At 69.6% G+C, this 19,609-nt stretch carries 14 protein-coding genes; 3 read left to right on the top strand and 11 right to left on the bottom strand.

Going from position 1 to position 19,609, the window contains the following annotated elements; all coding sequences use genetic code 11:
* Positions 1-126: 126 nt before the first annotated feature.
* The 4 genes from AC0699_RS20780 to AC0699_RS20765 form a co-directional block, all read right to left on the bottom strand.
* The gene (locus AC0699_RS20780; RefSeq protein WP_478662221.1) at positions 127-2,016 is read right to left on the bottom strand and encodes a DUF4153 domain-containing protein; all 1,890 of its coding nucleotides are present in this window, start codon (positions 2,014-2,016) and stop codon (positions 127-129) included.
* Between the two features lie 199 nt (positions 2,017-2,215).
* Entirely contained in the window at positions 2,216-3,124 is a 909-nt protein-coding gene (locus tag AC0699_RS20775; RefSeq protein ID WP_478662220.1) for an ADP-ribosylglycohydrolase family protein, read from the bottom strand.
* Between the two features lie 12 nt (positions 3,125-3,136).
* A complete protein-coding gene (locus tag AC0699_RS20770; protein WP_478662217.1) occupies positions 3,137-3,796 on the bottom strand; it encodes a histidine phosphatase family protein in 660 nt (219 codons plus the stop codon).
* 176 nt (positions 3,797-3,972) lie between these two features.
* Positions 3,973-4,578, bottom strand: a complete 606-nt coding sequence (locus AC0699_RS20765) for a YdbC family protein (protein WP_478662214.1) — start codon at positions 4,576-4,578, stop codon at positions 3,973-3,975.
* Positions 4,579-4,660: 82 nt separating this feature from the next.
* Here AC0699_RS20765 and AC0699_RS20760 point away from each other — a divergent pair, with 82 nt between their 5' ends.
* Positions 4,661-5,629, top strand: coding sequence for a DUF1152 domain-containing protein (locus AC0699_RS20760; protein ID WP_478662212.1), 969 nt, complete (start codon positions 4,661-4,663; stop codon positions 5,627-5,629).
* A gap of 109 nt (positions 5,630-5,738) precedes the next feature.
* Complete coding sequence (locus AC0699_RS20755) at positions 5,739-6,269, top strand: TerD family protein (protein ID WP_478662210.1); 531 nt, start codon at positions 5,739-5,741, stop codon at positions 6,267-6,269.
* A gap of 133 nt (positions 6,270-6,402) precedes the next feature.
* On the opposite strand, the gene AC0699_RS20750 is transcribed toward AC0699_RS20755, so the two are convergent.
* Both AC0699_RS20750 and nrdR read right to left on the bottom strand, forming a co-directional pair.
* Entirely contained in the window at positions 6,403-9,294 is a 2,892-nt protein-coding gene (locus AC0699_RS20750; protein WP_478662208.1) for a vitamin B12-dependent ribonucleotide reductase, read from the bottom strand.
* A 152-nt stretch (positions 9,295-9,446) separates the two neighbouring features.
* On the bottom strand, positions 9,447-9,959 hold the full coding sequence (gene nrdR, locus AC0699_RS20745; RefSeq protein ID WP_478662206.1) for a transcriptional regulator NrdR: 513 nt from the start codon (positions 9,957-9,959) through the stop codon (positions 9,447-9,449).
* 477 nt (positions 9,960-10,436) lie between these two features.
* Between nrdR and lexA the strand changes: the two genes are divergently transcribed.
* Positions 10,437-11,231 carry a transcriptional repressor LexA gene (gene lexA, locus AC0699_RS20740; protein WP_478662203.1) on the top strand — a complete coding sequence of 265 codons (795 nt, stop codon included), beginning with the start codon at positions 10,437-10,439 and terminating at the stop codon, positions 11,229-11,231.
* A gap of 85 nt (positions 11,232-11,316) precedes the next feature.
* On the opposite strand, the gene AC0699_RS20735 is transcribed toward lexA, so the two are convergent.
* From AC0699_RS20735 to AC0699_RS20715, 5 genes are all read right to left on the bottom strand, one after another.
* Entirely contained in the window at positions 11,317-13,290 is a 1,974-nt protein-coding gene (locus tag AC0699_RS20735; RefSeq protein WP_478662200.1) for an ATP-dependent DNA helicase, read from the bottom strand.
* 62 nt (positions 13,291-13,352) lie between these two features.
* Positions 13,353-15,155 (bottom strand): IucA/IucC family protein, encoded by a 1,803-nt coding sequence (locus AC0699_RS20730; RefSeq protein WP_478662198.1) that lies wholly within the window; start codon positions 15,153-15,155, stop codon positions 13,353-13,355.
* A gap of 59 nt (positions 15,156-15,214) precedes the next feature.
* Entirely contained in the window at positions 15,215-15,979 is a 765-nt protein-coding gene (locus AC0699_RS20725) for a GNAT family N-acetyltransferase (protein ID WP_478662196.1), read from the bottom strand.
* An 83-nt stretch (positions 15,980-16,062) separates the two neighbouring features.
* Positions 16,063-18,105, bottom strand: a complete 2,043-nt coding sequence (locus AC0699_RS20720; RefSeq protein ID WP_478662194.1) for an IucA/IucC family protein — start codon at positions 18,103-18,105, stop codon at positions 16,063-16,065.
* A gap of 28 nt (positions 18,106-18,133) precedes the next feature.
* Entirely contained in the window at positions 18,134-19,510 is a 1,377-nt protein-coding gene (locus AC0699_RS20715) for a diaminobutyrate--2-oxoglutarate transaminase family protein (RefSeq protein ID WP_478662191.1), read from the bottom strand.
* Positions 19,511-19,609: the final 99 nt, after the last annotated feature.

Below are 19,609 nucleotides of genomic sequence, written 5' to 3'. Positions count from 1 at the left end.
AAAGCATTCTCGGCGCCTGTCCACAGGCTGGCGCCCCCCCCCCCCCCCCCCCACGCCCCCCCCCCCCCCCCCCCCCCCCCCCCCCCCCCCCCCCCCCCCCCCCCCCCCACGGCTCCGCTCAGTCCATCAGTCCATGCCGGTGCCCGGGTCGTACTCCTCGAACTCGGCGTCCTCGTCGTCATCGTCGCGCACCTCGCCGTACCGGCCGTCCTCCACGCACGACCGGGCGCCGGCCTCGGCCGACCGCTTCTCCAGGATCGACCGGGCTCGCGTCCGGCCCCAACTGGAGGCGTACCAGGGCTCGTCCGCCTCCTCGAGATCGCGCGCGACGGTCTTCAACGCGCAGGAGCGCAGCGGCTCCGGCAGCCCGTCAAGGGCGGGGACGGCATCCGCCGACAGATCGCGCAGATAGTCGACGTCGATCTTCCCCGTCCTCTCGTAGCGCTGTACGTTCCGCTCCGCGACCAGGGCGTCGGGCGATGCCAGGCCGAAGATGAGTACGGCGGCTGCGGCACTGGCCGCGACGGCGCGCGGCAGCCACCGGCTCCCGTAGGCCCCCGCGGCGATGATCAGTACGATCACCAGGCCCAGCCACAGCTCCATCGCGCCCACGAAGACACGCAGCCGCGTCAGCCCGTACGCATCGACGTACAGATCCATCCTGCGCAGTGCGGACGCCACCACGACCAGCGTGAGCACGCACAGCGTGCCGAGTACCGCCCGCACGAGGGTGCGGTCCCCGGCTCCGTCGCGCGGCGCCCAGCGCAGGGCGAGGCCGATGACGACAAGCGTGAGCAGTGTGGCCCAGAGCAGCTGCCAGAAGCCCTGGCGTGCGTACTCGGCGTAGGTCAGTCCTGTCTCGCGCAGCACCTTGTCGTATCCGCCGAAGAGGACGGCGAGCTGGACGGCGATGAACGCGGCGAAGAGCAGATTGAGGACGATCAGGGGAAGGGCCCACTCGGCCCGTCCCCTGGCCTTGCCGGGGCTCAGGGTGAGACGGTCCCAGCGGAGCGGGGCAGCGGCGGTACGCGCTGCGGCGAGGGAACCGGCGAGCCCGATGAGGAACAGGAGGAAGCGCCAGGGGCCGTCGATGGCGGAAACGTCGGGCATCAGTGCGCCGAGCAGATCGGCGAAGGCCGCGTCCGCTCCGGCGAACAGCGCGCCGAACACGACGAGCAGGACCGCTGCCACAGCGATCGTGCGGAGGGCAGGCCCCCAGCGGCCGCGCGAGCCGTCAGCCCGCTCCCGCAGTCCTCGCCAGCCCCAGACCGGGCCGGTGACGAGTGCGTCGAGCAGACCGATCGAGCCGAAGACAACCCCTGGCCAGGTGCGGCCTCCGTGCAGTGCGAGGGAGCCGAGCGCCAGGGCTGAGACAACGGCGAGGAAGGTGGGCCAGCCGGCGTCGCGCAGTGCGGGAACGACCAGCAGCGCAAGGCCACCGACCGCCCAGAGCGCCGTCCAGGGACGGAGCCGGCGGCCCGCGGAACGGGCGGCGAAGAAGGCGGCGAGCGTGGCCGGCACAGCCACGATCAGCAGGTTCACGCCGAGACCGTCACCCAGCAGCCAGGCACTCAGCAGCGCGGTGGCGAGGGCACACCAGAGCGTCTCGACGCGCACGCCGACCGGTGGGCCCGGCCGTATGTGGGCCAGCCACGGTTCGGGCGGCTGGGCCGGTGGGCGCCACGGCTGCCCGTGCTGGTGCCACTGCGGCGTCGGCCCGTGCGTGGCAGCGTGCGCGCGCCCGAACCCGTGCCCCGGTGCGTGCCCTTGCCGTGGACCGGCGCTCTGCCCCTGAGCCGGCGCGGGCGAGGCCGTGCCCCGTGCGTCGGCGCTCGCCTGCTCGTGCGTCAGGCCTTCGTCCCCGTGCCCGCTCTGATCGGGTATCCGGTGCCGGCCCTCGTCCGGGCTCCGGTCGCGAGGATCCCGGTCCTGGCCGCTCGGCTCGCGGCCGGACCGATCCTCCGGGTCCGGCCCGTCGGCCTGCGGTGGTTGTGGTGCGGACGGTACGTCTGACACGGGACCCCCTCCCACCGGGTCCTTGTGCGGCCGCGCGTCGGCACGCACGCCCCGGCGTCTCGTCGGTGCACACCCGTCATGATCAACGCGGCGGCGTGGCCGAAAGGGTAGCCCCACGCAAAGCGGCACGCGGCGTCACGATCGAGCTGTAGCAGGACCGTGACAGTAGGTCCGGTTTCACACGATGATCAGGTTGCGCTCAGCCGACGTGGCCAGGCAGCCAGCCGGGCAGCGTCTCGGTCCGCTCCAGCCAGGCTGAGGGCGGAGCCCCGGCCTCGGCCGATGCGACCACTCCTCCGGTGATCGCACACGTGGTGTCGACGTCACCACCTACCTGCGCGGTCGTCCAGAATGCCTGCTCAAAGTCGCCGAGCGCCCGGGCCGCGGACCAGAGCGCGAACGGCACGGTGTCGTGTGCGCTCGTGCGGCGGCCGCTGCCGAGCACCGCAGCGACCGTCCCTGCGTCGCCGTAGTCGAGCATGTCGCGTGCGCGGCGCAGCCCGGCTCCCACCGCACTGCGAGGAACGAGCGCGATCACCCCGTCGAGCAGCTCGGCGGGCGCGGGCGGTCCCGCCGGGGCGGCGACGAGCGCCGCGGCCGCCGCGACGGCCATGCTGCCCACCACGGCCTCGCGGTGCTGGTGCGTGGTGTACGAGGAGATCTCGGCCTGGTGCGTCGCCTGCTCGGGGTCGTCGGCGTACCAGGCACCGAGCGGGGCGATGCGCATCGCGGCACCATTGCCCCACGATCCCTGCCCGTTGAACAACGCCGAGGCGAGTTCTCGCCAGTCGCCGCCCTCGCGGATCAGCCGGAGCATCCGGTTCACCGCGGGCCCGTAGCCGCGGTCGAAGTCGTGGTGATCGGCGAAGGAGCGGGCGAGCACGTCCTGGTCGATCCTGCCGTGCCCGGCGAGTACGGCCAGCACGGAGCAGGCCATCTCGGTGTCGTCGGTCCACTGCCAGGGTCCGGACGGCAGCTCGCGTCGTTTCAGCAGCGGAAGGTTCGAGGGTACGAAGAACTGGGAGCCCAGGGCGTCTCCCACGGACAGCCCGCGCAGGCTGGCCAGGGCGCGGTCGAAGCGCCGGTCGAGAGAGGAATCAGCGGTCATCGCACCGCCACTCTATCCGGTGATCCCGTACGACTCGGGTGTGCGCCAGGACTCGAAGGGCCTGTCCAGCGTGTACCGCCCGTCTTCACCGAGCTGCAGCGTCCTCGTCTCGGCGTTGTCCGGGTTCGAGAGCGACTCGAATTCGGCCACCGACCAGTGGAACCAGCGCATGCAGAACAGCCGCATGGTCAGTCCGTGGGTGACGAGCAGGACGTTGGGCGGATGGTCGGGCGCCTCGAAGCTCCGGTAGAGACTCTCCAGGAACGCACCCACGCGGTCGTACACATCGGCACCGGATTCACCCTGTGCGAACCGGTAGAAGAAGTGCCCGTAGGCATCGCGGTACGCCTTCTGCAGGCGGACGTCCTCCCTGTCCTGCCAGTTCCCCCAGTCCTGCTCGCGCAGTCGCGGCTCCTCCCTGACCCGGACGAGCTCGGGGTCGAGACGGAACGCCTGGAAGGTCTGATGGGTGCGCCGGTACGGGGACACGTAGACACTGATCCGCTCCCGCCCGAACAGCTCACGCAGTCGTTCCCCCGTCGCCTCGGCCTGGCGCCGGCCTCGCTCGGTGAGTCTCAGCGCATGGTCGGGCTCGCGTTCGTACACCGAGTCGTCGGCATTGCCCTCGGACTCTCCATGCCGGACAAGGACGATGCGCCGCGGTCGTGCCATAGGACAAACCCTAGATCGGGCCGTGATCGGCCGGGCAGCCACCGGGACTCCATCCGGCGTAGCCATCCAGGCGTATCCATCCGGCGCAACGATCCCGGCGTATGCGCCCGGCGGGAAACGCACCCTGTGGGAGGGACAGTTCAGCAGTCGGATCCGGGCCCTCCGACCGCACGCGATCACACTGTCCAGGAAGGCTCGAGCTCCACGACGTCCCCCGCCAGCGCGGCGACATCCGCCTCGGTCTGCGCACGCAGGGAGAGCCGTTCCACCCGCTCCACGCGGTACTTGCCGTGTTCCGCGGCCGACTGCCACATCGACAGCACCAGGAACTCGTTCCCGGGGGCTTCGCCGAAGAGTCCGCGGACCATCCCCGGCGAGCCCGCCATGGCCGGGTTCCACACCTTCTCCTGCATCAGGGAGAAGTGCTCGACCCTGTGTGCGTGCACCTTGCAGTGCGCGACGCGCACGACATCGGCATCGGTGAAGCGCGGTTCGAAGCCGGTCTTCACATCGAAGCGGTGGTCGAAGAGCTTGGCCTGCGTGTCCTTGTACGTGCCCGACTGCGCGGACGCCAGGCGGTCGTGCGAACGCGCCATGAACGAGTCGTAGAACGCGCGGGTCTCCCAGAAGGCGAAGACATGGGCGACATCGGGCCGCCTTCGGCTCCACCCTCCGCCCTGCCCCCGGAATCCCGGCTCACCCAGCAGCCCCGCCCACTTCCGCTGCCCCCGCTCGAACCCTCGACGGTCCACGACAGTGCAGCGAATCCACTTGACCAGCACCGCGCCATCGTACGGCCCGGAACGTGGCCTTGGTCACGCTCCGGCTGAAGGCGACACCCCCTGTGACCTTGTTCCGCCCAGAATGATCGCTGTGACCCCGTTGCATCTGAACCCCTTCTTTGCGCGCCTGGAGTCCGCCGAGCGCATCCTCGTCGCGGGCGCCGGAGGCGGCTTCGACATCTACGCCGGCCTGCCGGTGGCGCTCTCGCTGCTCCATCAGGGCAAGGACGTGCACCTCGCCAATCTGTCGTTCAGCTCGGTCGAAGGGCTACCGCTCGACTCCTGGCTCGCCCCCGATGTCGCGACCGTCGACCCCACGACGTCGCTCCACCAGAGCTACTTTCCCGAGCGCACCCTCGCCCAGTGGCTCGATCGGCACGGCTACCCCAGCACCGTCCACGCCTTCGCTCGCGTCGGAGTACAGCCGCTGCGCGCTGCCTACAGGGCACTGATCGAGCGGTACGAGATCGACGCGGTCGTCCTGGTCGACGGTGGCACCGACATCCTCATGCGCGGTGACGAATCAGGGCTCGGCACACCGGAGGAGGACCTCACCAGCGTGGCCGCTCTGTACGGACTCGACGTACCCGAGCGTCTGGTCCTCTCGCTCGGCTTCGGTGTCGACGCCTACCACGGAGTGAGCCACGGCCTCGTTCTGGAGAACATCGCGGCCCTGGAGCGCGACGGCGCGTATCTGGGCAGCTTCTCGGTCTCCCGTACGACCCGGGAGGGTGCCCTCTTCATTGACGCCGTGGCTCACGCCCAGGAGCACACTCCCAACCATCCGAGCATCGTCAACGGCTCCATAGCCGCAGCGGTCCAAGGCGCTTTTGGGGACGTCCAGTTCACTTCACGTACTCACGGAAGCGAACTCTTCATCAATCCCTTGATGTCGCTCTACTTCGCCTTCGAATTGGAGGGAATTGCTCGACGCTGCCTCTATCTCGAAAGAATCGAGCACACCCAGTTGATGCGCCAGGTCAGCAGTGCCATTGAGCTCTTCCGTGATGAGGTCGTACGTCAGCGCCCTGCCCGGCGCATCCCGCACTGACCACGGCGGCCGAAACTCTCCGCCGTGCGGCCTTCCACGCGTGACAACATGGTGTCCCGCAGGGGGCGTTGACGTCCGCAACGGCCGTCCACGAGGAAGGTGAAACAGGGTGAGCAGTCTCAGCAAGGGGCTCCGGAAGGTCCAGGTGACACTCAAGTGGGACCCCAGCCCCATCGGTGCTCCCGCCAATGATCTCGACATCGTCGCCGCGACCTATTCCGCAGACGCGACGCACGGCAAACCCGCGTACCTGGTGCACTTCGGCAGCCGGTCACCTGACGGGACCATCACCCTCAACAGGGACAGCGAGACCGGCCAGGGCTTCGGCTCGGACGAGATCATGACTCTGGAACTCGACCGTCTGGCCGACGGCTACACACGCGTCGTGGTGGGTGTGGTCATCCAGCAGCGCACGGGGGAGAAGACCTTCTCCGACATTACGAACACCGGCGTACGGATACTCGAGGGCCCCGTCGAGCTGGCGAGCGACGACCTCTCGGGAGTACCGGGCGCCACCGCCGCGACGATCGCGGAGTTCACCCGCGGCGACACCGGCGAGTGGCGCCTGCACACACTCGTCCGCGGTTTCGACGCCGACCCTGCCGAGTTCGCCCAGCTGATGGGCACCGTGTCCTCCTGAGCGACCGTCTCGGTCGCGGTGCTCCGCCGCGCTCGCGCCATCCACACCAATGGGTGAGGGCGGGTACCGGCCATCGGTCGGTACCCGCCCTTCACCTCAGGCGCCGGGAGATTCGCGCCCGAGGGCGCCGGAATCAGCTGCAGCCGCTGGTCGAGCCACAGCCCTCGCAGATGTAGCACGAGCCGGCCCGCTGCATCTTCGTACCGCACGAGAAGCACAGCGGCGCGTCCGCGCTGATGCCGAGCTGCATCTCGACGAGCTCAGCAGAGGTGTGCGCCTGCTTCGGCGCCGGGACCTCGGCCTTCGGCGGGGCGACCGCCTTCAGCGTCTCCTGCTGGCGCGGGGCCGACTGGGCCAGGCCCTCGACGTCCACCTCGGACTCGTCGATGGACTGCTCGTACGAACCGGTCTCCAGGTGGCGCTGACGCTCCTCCGCGGAGTGGATGCCGAGCGCGGAGCGGGTCTCGAAGGGCAGGAAGTCCAGCGCCAGGCGGCGGAAGATGTAGTCGACGATCGACTGCGCCATCCGCACGTCCGGGTCGTCCGTCATGCCGGCCGGCTCGAAGCGCATGTTGGTGAACTTCGAGACGTACGTCTCCAGCGGCACGCCGTACTGCAGACCGACCGAGACGGCGATCGAGAAGGCGTCCATCATGCCCGCGAGCGTCGAGCCCTGCTTGGACATCTTCAGGAAGACCTCGCCGAGACCGTCGTCCGGGTAGGAGTTGGCGGTCATGTAGCCCTCGGCGCCGCCGACGGTGAAGGAGGTGGTGATGCCGGGACGGCCCTTCGGGAGGCGCTTGCGGACCGGGCGGTACTCGACGACCTTCTCGACCGCGGTACGGATGGTCGCCTCGGCCTTCTCGGTGATCTCGGCCTTCTCCTCCTCCTTCTTCTTGGCGGAGAGCGGCTGGCCGACCTTGCAGTTGTCGCGGTAGATCGCGAGCGCCTTGACGCCCATCTTCCACGCCTCGAAGTAGATCTCCTCGACCTCTTCGACGGTCGCCGTCTCCGGCATGTTGACCGTCTTGGAGAGGGCACCGGAGATCCACGGCTGGATCGCGGCCATCATCCGGACGTGGCCCATCGCGGAGATGGAGCGCTCGCCCATGGCGCAGTCGAAGACCTCGTAGTGCTCGGCCTTCAGGCCCGGGGCGTCGATCACATTGCCGTGGTCGGCGATGTGGGCGACGATCGCCTCGATCTGCTCCGGCTGGTAGCCGAGGCGGCGCAGTGCCTGCGGCACGGTGCCGTTGACGATCTGCATCGAGCCGCCGCCGACCAGCTTCTTGAACTTGACCAGCGCGAGGTCGGGCTCCAGGCCGGTGGTGTCGCAGGACATCGCGAGACCGATGGTGCCGGTCGGGGCGATGACGGAGGCCTGCGAGTTGCGGAAACCGTTCTTCTCGCCGAGGCGGATCACGTCCTGCCAGGCCTCGGTGGCAGCGGCCCAGATCGGTGTGTCCAGGTCGTCCATGCGGACGGCCGTGGCGTTGGCGTCGGCGTGCTGCTTCATGACGCGCTTGTGCGGCTCGGCGTTGCGGGCGTAGCCGTCGTACGGGCCCACGACCGCGGCGAGCTCGGCGGAGCGCCGGTACGACGTACCCGTCATCAGCGAGGTGATCGCGCCGGCCAGGGCGCGGCCGCCGTCGGAGTCGTACGCGTGACCGGTCGCCATCAGCAGGGCGCCGAGGTTGGCGTAGCCGATGCCGAGCTGGCGGAAGGCGCGGGTGTTCTCACCGATCTTCTGGGTCGGGAAGTCGGCGAAGCAGATGGAGATGTCCATCGCCGTGATGACGAGCTCGACGACCTTGGCGAAGCGCTCGACGTCGAAGGACTGGCTGCCCTTGCCGTCGTCCTTGAGGAACTTCATCAGGTTCAGCGAGGCCAGGTTGCAGGACGTGTTGTCCAGGTGCATGTACTCGCTGCACGGGTTCGAGCCGTTGATCCGGCCGGACTCGGGGCAGGTGTGCCAGTGGTTGATGGTGTCGTCGTACTGGATGCCCGGGTCGGCGCAGGCCCAGGCGGCCTCGGCCATCTTGCGGAAGAGGGACTTGGCGTCGACCTCTTCGATGACGTCGCCGGTCATGCGGGCGCGCAGGCCGAACTTGCCACCGGACTCGACGGCCTTCATGAACTCGTCGTTCACACGGACCGAGTTGTTGGCGTTCTGGTACTGGACGGACGTGATGTCGTCGCCGCCCAGGTCCATGTCGAAGCCCGCGTCGCGCAGCGCGCGGATCTTCTCCTCCTCCTTGACCTTGGTCTCGATGAAGCCCTCGATGTCCGGGTGGTCGACGTCGAGGATGACCATCTTGGCGGCGCGGCGGGTGGCACCGCCGGACTTGATCGTTCCTGCGGAGGCGTCGGCGCCACGCATGAAGGAGACCGGGCCGGAGGCGTTGCCGCCGGAGGACAGCAGTTCCTTGGAGGAGCGGATTCGGGAGAGGTTCAGGCCGGCGCCGGAGCCGCCCTTGAAGATCATGCCCTCTTCCTTGTACCAGTCGAGGATCGACTCCATGGAGTCGTCGACGGACAGGATGAAGCAGGCGGAGACCTGCTGCGGCTGGGGCGTGCCGACGTTGAACCACACCGGCGAGTTGAAGCTGAAGATCTGGTGCAGGAGGGCGTACGCCAGCTCGTGCTCGAAGATCTCCGCGTCGGCGGGCGAGGCGAAGTAGCCGTAGTCCTCGCCGGCCTTGCGGTACGTCTTCACGATCCGGTCGATGAGCTGCTTGAGACCGGTCTCGCGCTGCGGAGTGCCCACGGCACCGCGGAAGTACTTGCTGGTGACGATGTTGACCGCGTTCACCGACCAGAAGTCGGGGAACTCGACGCCACGCTGCTCGAAGTTGACCGAGCCGTCGCGCCAGTTGGTCATGACGACGTCACGGCGCTCCCAGACCACCTCGTCGTACGGATGCACGCCGGGGGTGGTGTGGACACGCTCGATGCGCAGGCCCTTGGCCGCCTTGGATCCCTTGGCTCGGGAGCCTCGTGCCGGGCCGCTCGTCGTCTCTGTCATGCCGCCTCCCATATACGGGCAAAAACGCCCTGAAGTGCCCATATCTTCCCGTGGGCACAGTCTCTGTCTGATGCCACAGGCGCCGCGCAGCGCTCGTGGCAGGTCCTTTGCCGCTCCATGGCCGATCAGCAGGCCTCGCCGGGCCCGGCCGATCAGTCGGCGGCGGTGGCGGGCACGGGGACCCCGGAGGCCCCGCCGGACCCGCGCTCGTCTGCGGGTGACCGCTGATCGCGGAGCTCCGCGATGGCGGTCTCGAAGTCTTCGAGCGAGTCGAACGCTCGGTACACGGACGCAAAGCGCAGGTACGCGACGAGGTCGAGCTCCTGCAACGGGCCGAGTATGGCCAGCCCCACGTCGTGGGTGGTCAGCTCAGCGCTGCCGGTGGCGCGCACCGCCTCCTCGACCCGCTGGCCGAGCTGAGCGAGAGCGTCCTCGGTGACCGGCCGCCCCTGGCATGCCTTCCGCACGCCGGAGATGACCTTGGTACGGCTGAAGGGTTCGGTCACCCCGCTGCGCTTGATCACCATCAGCGAGGCGGTCTCCACCGTCGTGAATCGACGGGAGCAGTCGGGGCACTGGCGGCGACGCCGGATCGACGTACCGTCGTCAGTGGTCCGACTGTCGACAACACGGCTGTCGGGGTGCCTGCAGAAGGGGCAGTGCATGGCTCCCAACCCTCCTTCACAGCACGACTGAATAGCCCCGACAGGGGCGATCCGGCCCCCCTCGCGGCAGCCCCAAGCATAGGCGATCGCCACGGCCTTGAAGGACCAGGGACCACAACTTCTAGGCGGCCGAGACAATCCAACCACTAGATCTGGGGTTCGGCTGCCAAGATGCGCCCCGGCGCGTGTCGCGCGGTGCGGGCACACCCGGCCGGCGACGAGGCTACGGGAGACGCGCGGCTACCCCGATTCCGGGGCCCTGGATGACACACTGGGGGTACACCCCCGCGGCTTCACGCTCCGGCGGTGAAGGTTACCGTGATGGCCCGGATCGCCGACGCGACCACCTGCCTATACACCCAGTCACATACACACGTCAGGTGATCTGCGATTTTTCACTCGAACGTGTGTTTGGCGCAACCTTTCGAAAGCAACTACCGTTGTCCAGCTAGGGAGACCATCTCGAGAGGGGCCGACGTGACCACCACCGCAGACAGTGCCACCATCACTGCCCAGGACCGCTCCCAGAACCGATTCGAGCCGGTGCATGCCATGAATGACGCAGCCACGCCCCCGGAGGGGCCTGAGCCCTCACGACCTGCGCGCTCGCTGCCCGGCCGGCCTCCAGGGATCCGCGCCGACAGCTCCGGCCTCACGGACCGGCAGCGGAGGGTCATCGAGGTGATTCGCGACTCCGTGCAGCGGAGGGGATACCCGCCGTCGATGCGTGAGATCGGCCAGGCGGTGGGTCTCTCCAGCACCTCGTCCGTCGCCCACCAGCTGATGGCCCTGGAGCGCAAGGGGTTCCTGCGCCGGGACCCGCACCGGCCGCGTGCCTACGAGGTGCGTGGATCCGACCAGCCGAGCACTCAGCCGACGGACACGACCGGCAAGCCCGCCGCGTCGTATGTGCCGCTGGTCGGGCGGATCGCCGCCGGTGGCCCGATCCTCGCGGAAGAGTCGGTCGAGGACGTCTTCCCCCTCCCCCGGCAGCTCGTCGGCGACGGAGAGCTGTTCGTCCTGAAGGTTGTCGGTGACTCGATGATCGAGGCCGCGATCTGCGACGGGGACTGGGTGACGGTCCGCCGCCAGCCTGTCGCGGAGAACGGTGACATCGTCGCCGCGATGCTGGACGGCGAGGCCACGGTCAAGCGTTTCAAGCGGGAGGACGGCCATGTATGGCTGCTCCCCCACAACGCCGCGTACCAGCCGATCCCTGGTGACGAGGCGACGATCCTCGGCAAGGTGGTGGCGGTGCTTCGGCGGGTGTGAGCACACCTCGTCGGCTCTGACCGGGCCCCGGGACCCACTGCGCCGGTCCCGGGGCCCTGTTGTGCCACGGCGTGCCTGAGCTCTGTTACTTTCCGTCGGCCTTCGCGGCGGCATCGATCGCCGCCAGCGAGCGGCGCACCTGGTTACGGTCCGTCGTGTACCAGAAGTCGGGGAGTGACGCCTTGAGATAGCTGCCATAGCGGGCCGTGGCCAACCGCTGGTCCAGTACGGCGACCACACCCCGGTCCCCCGTCGCCCGTACGAGACGGCCCGCGCCCTGTGCCATCAGCAGCGCCGCATGCGTGGCAGCGACGGCCATGAAGCCGTTGCCCCCGGCGTCCTCGACGGCCTTCTGGCGGGCGCTCATCAGTGGGTCGTCGGGGCGCGGGAAGGGGATCTTGTCCATCACGACCAGCTGGCAGCTGGCGCCCGGCACATCGACGCCCTGCCAGAGCGACAGCGTGCCGAACAAACAGGTCTGAGGGTCAGCCGCAAAGTTCTTGATCAGCTCGCCGAGTGTCTCCTCGCCCTGGAGCAGGATGGGGAACTCCGGGATGCGGGAGCGCAGCTCCTCGGCCGCAAGCTGAGCGGCCCGCATCGAGGAGAACAGGCCGAGCGTGCGACCGCCGGCTGCCTGGATCAGCTCGGTGAGCTCGCCGAGCATGTCGTCCCGGTCGCCGTCGCGCGCGGGGCGGGCCAGATGCTTGGCGACGTAGAGGATGCCCTGCTTCGGGTAGTCGAAGGGCGAGCCGACATCGACGCCTTTCCACACGGGCACGTCCTCCCCTTCCGTGCCCTCCGGAGCCAGCCCGAGCGAGGCGCCGACGCCGTTGAAGTCACCGCCGAGCCTGAGCGTCGCGGACGTCAGAACCACCGACCGGTCGGCGAAGAGCTTCTCGCGGAGCAGCCCCGAGACGGAGAGCGGTGCGACCCGCAGGGAAGCCCCGAAGCGGTCGTGGCGCTCGTACCAGACGACGTCGTACTCGGAGCCGTTGGTGATCCGTTCGGCAACGTCGTGGATGGTCTCGACCGAGGCAAGGGCCTGCTTGCGCACGGCGTCCTCGTCCTGGACGGACTTGTCGCGGGTGGAACCGAGCGCGGAGATGACCGTACGGGCGGCATCGCGCAACGCCATCAGTGTGTACCCGAGGTCTTCGGGGATCTCTTCGAGGCGTCCCGGGAGCGCGAGCTCCATGAGCCGCTCGAATCCCTCGGCTGCCGTCTGGAGCTGATCGGCGGCCTTCTCGTTCACCAGCTTGGCTGCGCGGCGCACCGCGCGGTTGACCTGGCCGGGGGTGAGCTCTCCCGTGGCGACGCCGGTGACCCGGGAGACGAGCTCATGGGCCTCGTCGACGATCAGCACTTCGTGCTGGGGCAGGACCGGGGCGCCCTCGATCGCGTCGATGGCGAGAAGGGCGTGGTTCGTGACCACGACGTCGGACAGCTTGGCGCGCTCTCTGGCCATCTCGGCGAAGCACTCCGCGCCATAGGCACACTTGCTGGCGCCCAGGCACTCCCGGGAGGACACGGACACTTGGGACCACGCGCGGTCGGAGACGCCCGGGGTGAGGTCGTCGCGGTCGCCGGTCTCCGTCTCGTCCGCCCAGTCGCGCATGCGGAGCAGGTCCTGGCCCAGCTTGCTGGTGGGCGCGGCTGCTTCGAAGGGGTCGAAGAGGCCGTCCTCCTCTTCCTGCGGGACGCCCTCATGGAGGCGGTGCAGACAGAGATAGTTCGACCGCCCCTTGAGCATGGCGAACTCCGGGCGGCGGCGCAGCAGCGGATGCAGCGCCTCCACCGTCCGTGGAAGGTCGCGCTCCACGAGCTGGCGCTGCAGCGCGAGCGTCGCTGTGGCCACTACCACACGCTCTCCGTGGGCCAGGGCAGGCACGAGATACCCGAGGGACTTTCCGGTGCCGGTGCCGGCCTGGATGAGCAGGTGGGAGCCGTCGTCGATGGCCGCGGCCACGGACTCGGCCATGGTGACCTGGCCAGGCCGCTCCACCCCGCCGACTGCGCTGACCGCGGCGTGGAGGAGCTCGGGGAGAGATGGCTTCGTCATAGACCGTCCACCCTACGGGGCCCCACTGACAGCACGATCACATACCGGTTCGGGCAGGGCCATCAGCTGGTGCTCAGCGGATTTCGGACCGTGCCGTGGACGGCGGCGTGCGGACGCTCGGGGCGGTCGCGGTAGCCGTCGAGGTGGAGCCGGTTGCGGTTCAGACAGAGACGCTCGATACGCGGAGTGAGCAGGTCGAACATCTCGTAACGGTCCTTGAGCTCCGGGAAGCGGGCCTGGTGGCGCAGGATCTCCGACCGTACGAGCGACCAGAACACGTCCTCCGGCACGTCGAGTTGTTCCTCGCACAGCGGGGCGAGGTAGCGGAATACGCCGACGAAGAGACCGGAGTGGATGAACTGGGTGAGGAAGGCGGGTTCCTCGGTGAGGAGGATCTCGCGTACCTCCTGGGGCATGGTGTCGTGCTCGGGCAGCGGCTGGGCGCTGACGTTCACGTCGTCGACGAAGTCCTTGATCGCAAGCCGTACGGGCACGTCGTGGTCGTCGAAGACGACGATGGCGTTCTCCCCGTGAGGGGAGAACACCGTGCCGTAGCGGTAGAGGAAGTGCAGCAGGGGCGGCAGCAGCGCGGCGAAGAGGTGCTGCAGCCAGGTGGTGGGAGCGAGTCCGGAGCGCCGGACCAGCTCGGCCGTGAACGCGCGTCCGTCGTGGTCGGTGTGCAGGAGCGAGGCGAGGGTGCGGGCCCGCTCGCCTGTCGGCAGCCGCAGCGGTTCGCGCCAGATCGCCCCGAGGAGTTCCTTGTACTGGTAGGGGACCTCGGGAAGGCGGTCGTAGTGCGGGTGCTCGACGGTGACGGATGCGACCTCGCCGAGCAGGATCACCCCGCACTCGTCGCGGAGGAAGGGGTCGGCGTCACGCAGCCCGTGGACCCACGTGGTGACGGCGGGTGCCGCGAGGGTGCGCTCGGTGGGCAGTCCGCGCCAGACCAGTGTGTTGAGGACGGAGAGCGGGAGCTTGACGGTGTGCCGGTCAGGGCGGCTGGTGTTGAGGAAGGTACGGACGGACTGCTGGGGCAGCCGGAGATCGCTGTCGGTGGTCAGCGAGACGATCTCTCCCCGGGCGATGGAGGGTGCGTAGAGGGACAGCAGTACGTGGTCCCACTGCCATGGGTGCACGGGGAGAAAGAGATAGCCGCCGGGGTCGTGGCCGCGGGCGCGGAGCTCGGCGGCGAAGGTGTCACGGACGGCGGCGTCGAGTTCCTTGGCGTAGAGGCGGTCGGGGGTCGCGAGCCCGGGAACTCCGCGGTAGGCGGCGAGGCCGGTGCTGACCGCGATCCAGGGAAGGCGGGCGGGTGTGCGCGCCTCCGGGGTCCAGCGCCTGGCGTCGCCGGCGGAGAAGCCGAGGCGGCCCTTGTTGAGGACGAGCCAGGGGTGGCCGGTCTGGTGCCCTTCCAGTGCGGCGTAGTCGAGGTCGGCGAGCCGGGCCACGGGGAGCGCGGTGTGGTCGAGCCTGCAGTCCGCGACCAGTGTCGTGTTCAGTTCACGCACGAGGTGGCCGAGCGTGGCGCCGTCGAGTGCGAGGAGGCGGCGGGCTCCGACGAGGAAGCGCAGCGGGTCGGTGAAGGGCTCTCCGCCGCTTTCGATCGAGTCGGGAGCGACGCGCCAGCTTCCGTAGGCGCCGCGCCGGGCCCGGAAGGCTACGGTCTCGCCTTCGTCGAGGCGGAGGGTGTAGCGGTCGCCGCCGCCCTGTGGGAGGGGCTCGATGATCTCCTCGTAGGCGAATTCACCGATCATTTTGGCGAGGAGGCGGCGAGCTGCCCGGTGCCAGGTTTCCGAGTTCAGCTCGGCCGGTGCGAGCAGGGCGGGGGGCTGTTCGGAGTCTGGGGTGGCAGGGGACTTCGGCACGAGGACTCCTCGATTGGAACCGATGCGGGTCGAGCGGTGTATGTAAGTCAGCGGGTCGTTCACAGCACATGGCTCAGTGCTCTCTCTCGGACCATGAGTGCGGCTCGCTTGTCGGGAAGGTCGACTTCCGCGGAGAAGCGGAAGCCGGCGCTCAGGAAGGCGGACACGGAGGGGGTGTTGCGCAGGTCGGGTTCCGCGACGACGCGTGCACAGCGGGGACGGTGGTCGAGTACGAGGTCGGCCACGGCCCGGAGCACGGTGGTGCCGACGCCGCGGCCGCGGTCGGCGACGCCTCCGATGAGGAGGTGGATGCCGGTGTCGTGGGGGCGAGCCGGGTAGTGGCGTGCGAGCGGGTCGAGGTCGGCTCGGTAGATCTCGAAGTAGCTCATCGGTACGCCGTCGAGGACACCGAGGCAGGGGACGCTCCGGCCGTCGCCGGTGAGCTGGGCGTGCAGATGGGCTTCGGTGACCGACTCCGGTCCTGACAGCTCCCAGAAGGCCGCGACGGCGGGGTCGTTCATCCAGCGGCTGATCAGCTGGAGGTCGCGCTCGATACGGACAGGAACGAGCTGGAGGGAGCCGATGGGGGTGGTGGCCGCGCCCCAGTCGGCGAGGGCATCGAGGAGGTCCTCGCCGAGGAACGCCAGGTTGGCGGCAGCACGGTCGACGGGTGCGGGCGTGGAAGCCCTGTCCGCGGACGCGTGGTCTCCGGCTGGTTCGTCCGGTCCGAACAGTGCGATGAGTTCGTCGGGCAACCGAAGGTCCAGGGTGTCCTCGGCACCTCCGCCGGGGCCTGTGTCGGTGCTCGCGTCGGTGGGAGGCATGGGTGGCGCTCTCCTCTCAGCAGTTCGGACGGTCGGAGTCGGGCCCGGGCGGGCCGGGAGCAGGGCGGAGGGGTCGGTGTCTCTCAGGGATGGAGGGGGTTGGTGATCGTGACGTAGACGGATTGGGTGACGACCGGACCGACCAGTTCATCGAGGCCGTGGAGCCGGGTCAGCAGATTGGCCTTGCAGCGCAGGGTGGGGGTCTCCAGAAGTTGCGCGGGCAGGGGTGAGCCCAGCCCGGCTGCCGTGGTGAGGAACTGGCGGAACGCGGCGATGAGGACGCGCTCGTCGGCGAGGCGCTGGGAACCGAAGGCGCCGATGAGGCCGAGGACATTGTTGATGCCGAGGTAGTAGGCGAAGCGTTCGTCGGTGACGGCGTCGGAGACGAAGGTGTCACTGACGCTGCCGATGCCGGGGAGTCGGCGTTCGAGGGCGGCGCGGTGGGACTCGCGGAAGTAGTAGCCCTGGTTGTCGCGGTAGCGGCCGCCGATCGGCCAGCCATCGGGGTCGAGGATCACCAGAGTGTTCTGCTGGTGGGCTTCGAGGGCGACTCCTGCCGTGCCGTCGAGCCAGAGCACCGGGCGCACGACCTGGTCGAGGTAGCGCAGGAACCACTCTGCGGCGACTGCGCCGACGGGCCGGCCGGTGAGGGTGGCGAGTCGGCTCACGATCTCGGCGAGGCGCGAGTGCATACGCGGACGGCCGGGCCAGGGCCTGGGCGCGGTGAGGCCTGCGATGCAGACGGCGTCGTCCCCGGCGCTGAACGGGTTGTGCCGGAGCATGACGTCGAGTCCTGGCACGGGGCGGCCGTCGGGGGTGTCGACGGCGAGCCATGCGGGGTCGCGGACGATGTCGAATCCGGGATGGGCGGTCTGCCATTGCCGGGCCAGGCCAGTGCGGAGCAGACGGTGGACCTCCACACCGCGGTGGAGTTCCTTGCGGAGGTTTTCACGACGGGAGTTGGTGATGCGTACGCCGAGAGAGAGCTTGAGCATGGCGGGCGCGCCGGGCCGGTGCACGGTGCGGACCGACGAGGTGGGGTGCCATGGGTCGCCACTGGGGCCGAGATCGTGGAGGAGCCCGGCGTCGAGCAGGGCAGCGACTGCGGGGCGGTGTCCGAGCTCACGCGCCTGCCAGGGGTGGAGCGGCAACGGAACAGTGCTGGAGGGGAGTTGGAGGTTGCCGACGAGACGAGCGATGAGCTGATCGGCCGGGAGGATGCGGCCTTCCTCGGTCCAGGCCGATTCCGTGGCCAGGACGGTCCGGTCGACGGCCATCCAGTGGAGGGGAAAAGAGCCGTACAACTCGGGTGAGTAGAGACGGACCTCGGCTTCCGACAGTCCTTCGCGGCTCTTGGGGGTGGGGTGGAGCGGATGTCCCAGAAGCAGTGACTGTTCTGCGGTGAGGAACAGGTCGGCTTCGGGGTCCGGTGCGGGGCGCCTGCGGCGGTCGGCGATGAAGTCGGCTGTGCGCCGGACCGAGTCGGCGACCCTGCCGACGAGATCGGCTCCGTCGGACCGGCGCGGGTTGTGACCGTCCTGACGAGGCTCGGTGTCACGAGGCTCGGCGTGGGCAGGCGGATGACCCGTGCTGCCGGGCTCGCGGGTGAGGAGGGCTGCGATGGTCACGGCGCCGGCCGCCGGGGCTTCGGCCGGTGCGCCTTCCAGGGCGGGCGGGCCGAAGCGGTGCCAGCCGGCCGCGGACCAGTAGCGGACGGGGACGAGCAGGGCGGTGCCACTGGCGGCAAGCGGGATGCGGAGCGTGTTCCCGTCGGGCCGGGCGAGGTCGTTCTCCCGGACCCAGCAGCGGAGCAGGTTCTCAGCGGCGGCAGCATCCGCGGCAACGTGCGGTTCGGCGTGGTCGATCGGGTCGGGGTGGTCGATCGGGTCGGGCTTCGCTGCTCCGGGCACGGCGCCGGACGACGCGGCCGGTGTGGGGACGGTTGTCGTGGCCGGGGACGGAGCGTGTGCGGGGGTGGTCAGTTCGCCGGGGGACCCCGACAGCTGTCGCGGCACCGTCGCCTGCTCGACCGTGAGGGGGGTCGACGACCCGCTCTGAGCTCTGTAGTGGGCGGCGGTGGGACGGCCGTCGGGCTCGGGGGCGTCGGGTGCGGAAGTGGGGTTCACGGGGGACTTCCTTGGGTGTCGTCCGGCATCAGTGAGACGGTCCGGTGCCGTTTCGGCGATGGGGTGAGCGTTCGGCCGCTGCGAGGGCGTCGGCGAAGCGGTCGAGCACCGCGGCGGCCTGTTCGTCGGTGAGGGTGAGAGGAGGGAGGAGGCGGACAACGCCCGCGTGGCGTCCGCCGAGTTCGACGATGAGTCCGCGGCGCAGGCATTCCTGCTGCACTGCGGCGGCGAGGGCGGAGTCGGGAGGCGGGGCGTCCGCGTGCGGGTCGCCGATGTCGGGATCGACGAGCTCCACACCGATCATGAGCCCGCGGCCGCGTACGTCCCCGATGCAGCGGAGGGTCGCGGCGAGGCCCTGGAGACGGCTGAGCATGCGGGCGCCGAGGGTGGCCGCACGTTCGGCGAGGTGGTTCTCGCGGACGTAGGCGAGGGTGGCCGCGCCGGCGGCCATGGCGAGCTGGTTGCCGCGGAACGTACCGGCGTGGGCGCCCGGTTCCCAGGCATCAAGATCCGAGCGGTAGACGATGACCGCAAGAGGGAGGGAGCCGCCGATGGCCTTCGACAGGACCATCACATCGGGGACGATCCCACTGTGCTCGACCGCCCAGAAGGCGCCGGTGCGGCCGACTCCGGTCTGCACCTCGTCGGCGATCAGCGGGATGGAACGGGACGCGGTGATCTCGCGCATCCGGCGCAGCCAGCTGTCGGGCGCCGGGATGACTCCGCCCTCGCCCTGCACCGGTTCGACGATCAGGCCGGCCGGCGTGGGGACGCCTCCCTTGGGGTCGTCCAGGAGGCTTTCGGTCCAGCGAGCGGCGAGTTCGGCACCGCGCTCCCCGCCGATGCCGAAGGGGCAACGGTAGTTCTGCGGGTACGGCAGTCGGGTCACGCGGACGTCGATGGCCCCGCCTGAGGCATCAAGGGCTCCCGCGGTCATTCCGTGGTAGGCGCCGGTGAAGGCGAGAAGACCGGTGCGGCCGGTCGCGCAGCGGACGAGCTTGAGGGCCGCTTCGACCGCATCCGTGCCGGCCGGTCCGCAGAACTGGATGCGGGCGTTCTCGGCGAGCGGGCGCGGCAGCGTGGCGAACAGCTCAGTGGTGAAGGCGTCCTTGACCGGGGTGGCGAGGTCGAGGACGTGCAGCGGCGCACCCGAATCGAGGACCTTCCTGATCGCTTCCAGGACCACCGGATGGTTGTGGCCGAGGGCCAGGGTCCCGGCGCCTGACAGACAGTCGAGGTACCGGCGGCCGTCCGCTCCCTCGATCGTCAGGCCCCGGGCCCGTACGGGAACGATGGGCAGCGAGCGCGCATAGGTCCGGGCAGCCGATTCGCGGAGGGACTGACGCCGCAGGATCCCTTCGTGCGCAGCGGGCTGCACCACCGGGGCAGGTTCGGTCACGGCCACGGCTCTTGGTCCTCCTGCTGTCACAGTTGCGTCGCACGTCGGTATGGCGTTGGCCCGCCGCGCCGCGAGGCTGAACGCCGACCTTGTGTCCCCCGTACG

The sequence above is a fragment of the Streptomyces sp. NPDC043870 genome, assembly GCF_056435785.1.
Note: the sequence above shows the minus strand (reverse complement) of the source record. Positions and strands in the feature narration are given on the sequence as shown.

Coding starts and splice junctions, on each gene's coding strand:
- AC0699_RS20760 (WP_478662212.1), top strand. CDS start 4,661: ATGATCGCTGTGACCCCGTTGCATCTGAACCCCTTCTTTGCGCGCCTG.
- nrdR (WP_478662206.1), bottom strand. CDS start 9,959: ATGCACTGCCCCTTCTGCAGGCACCCCGACAGCCGTGTTGTCGACAGT.
- AC0699_RS20725 (WP_478662196.1), bottom strand. CDS start 15,979: ATGCCTCCCACCGACGCGAGCACCGACACAGGCCCCGGCGGAGGTGCC.
- AC0699_RS20775 (WP_478662220.1), bottom strand. CDS start 3,124: ATGACCGCTGATTCCTCTCTCGACCGGCGCTTCGACCGCGCCCTGGCC.
- AC0699_RS20770 (WP_478662217.1), bottom strand. CDS start 3,796: ATGGCACGACCGCGGCGCATCGTCCTTGTCCGGCATGGAGAGTCCGAG.
- AC0699_RS20750 (WP_478662208.1), bottom strand. CDS start 9,294: ATGACAGAGACGACGAGCGGCCCGGCACGAGGCTCCCGAGCCAAGGGA.
- AC0699_RS20735 (WP_478662200.1), bottom strand. CDS start 13,290: ATGACGAAGCCATCTCTCCCCGAGCTCCTCCACGCCGCGGTCAGCGCA.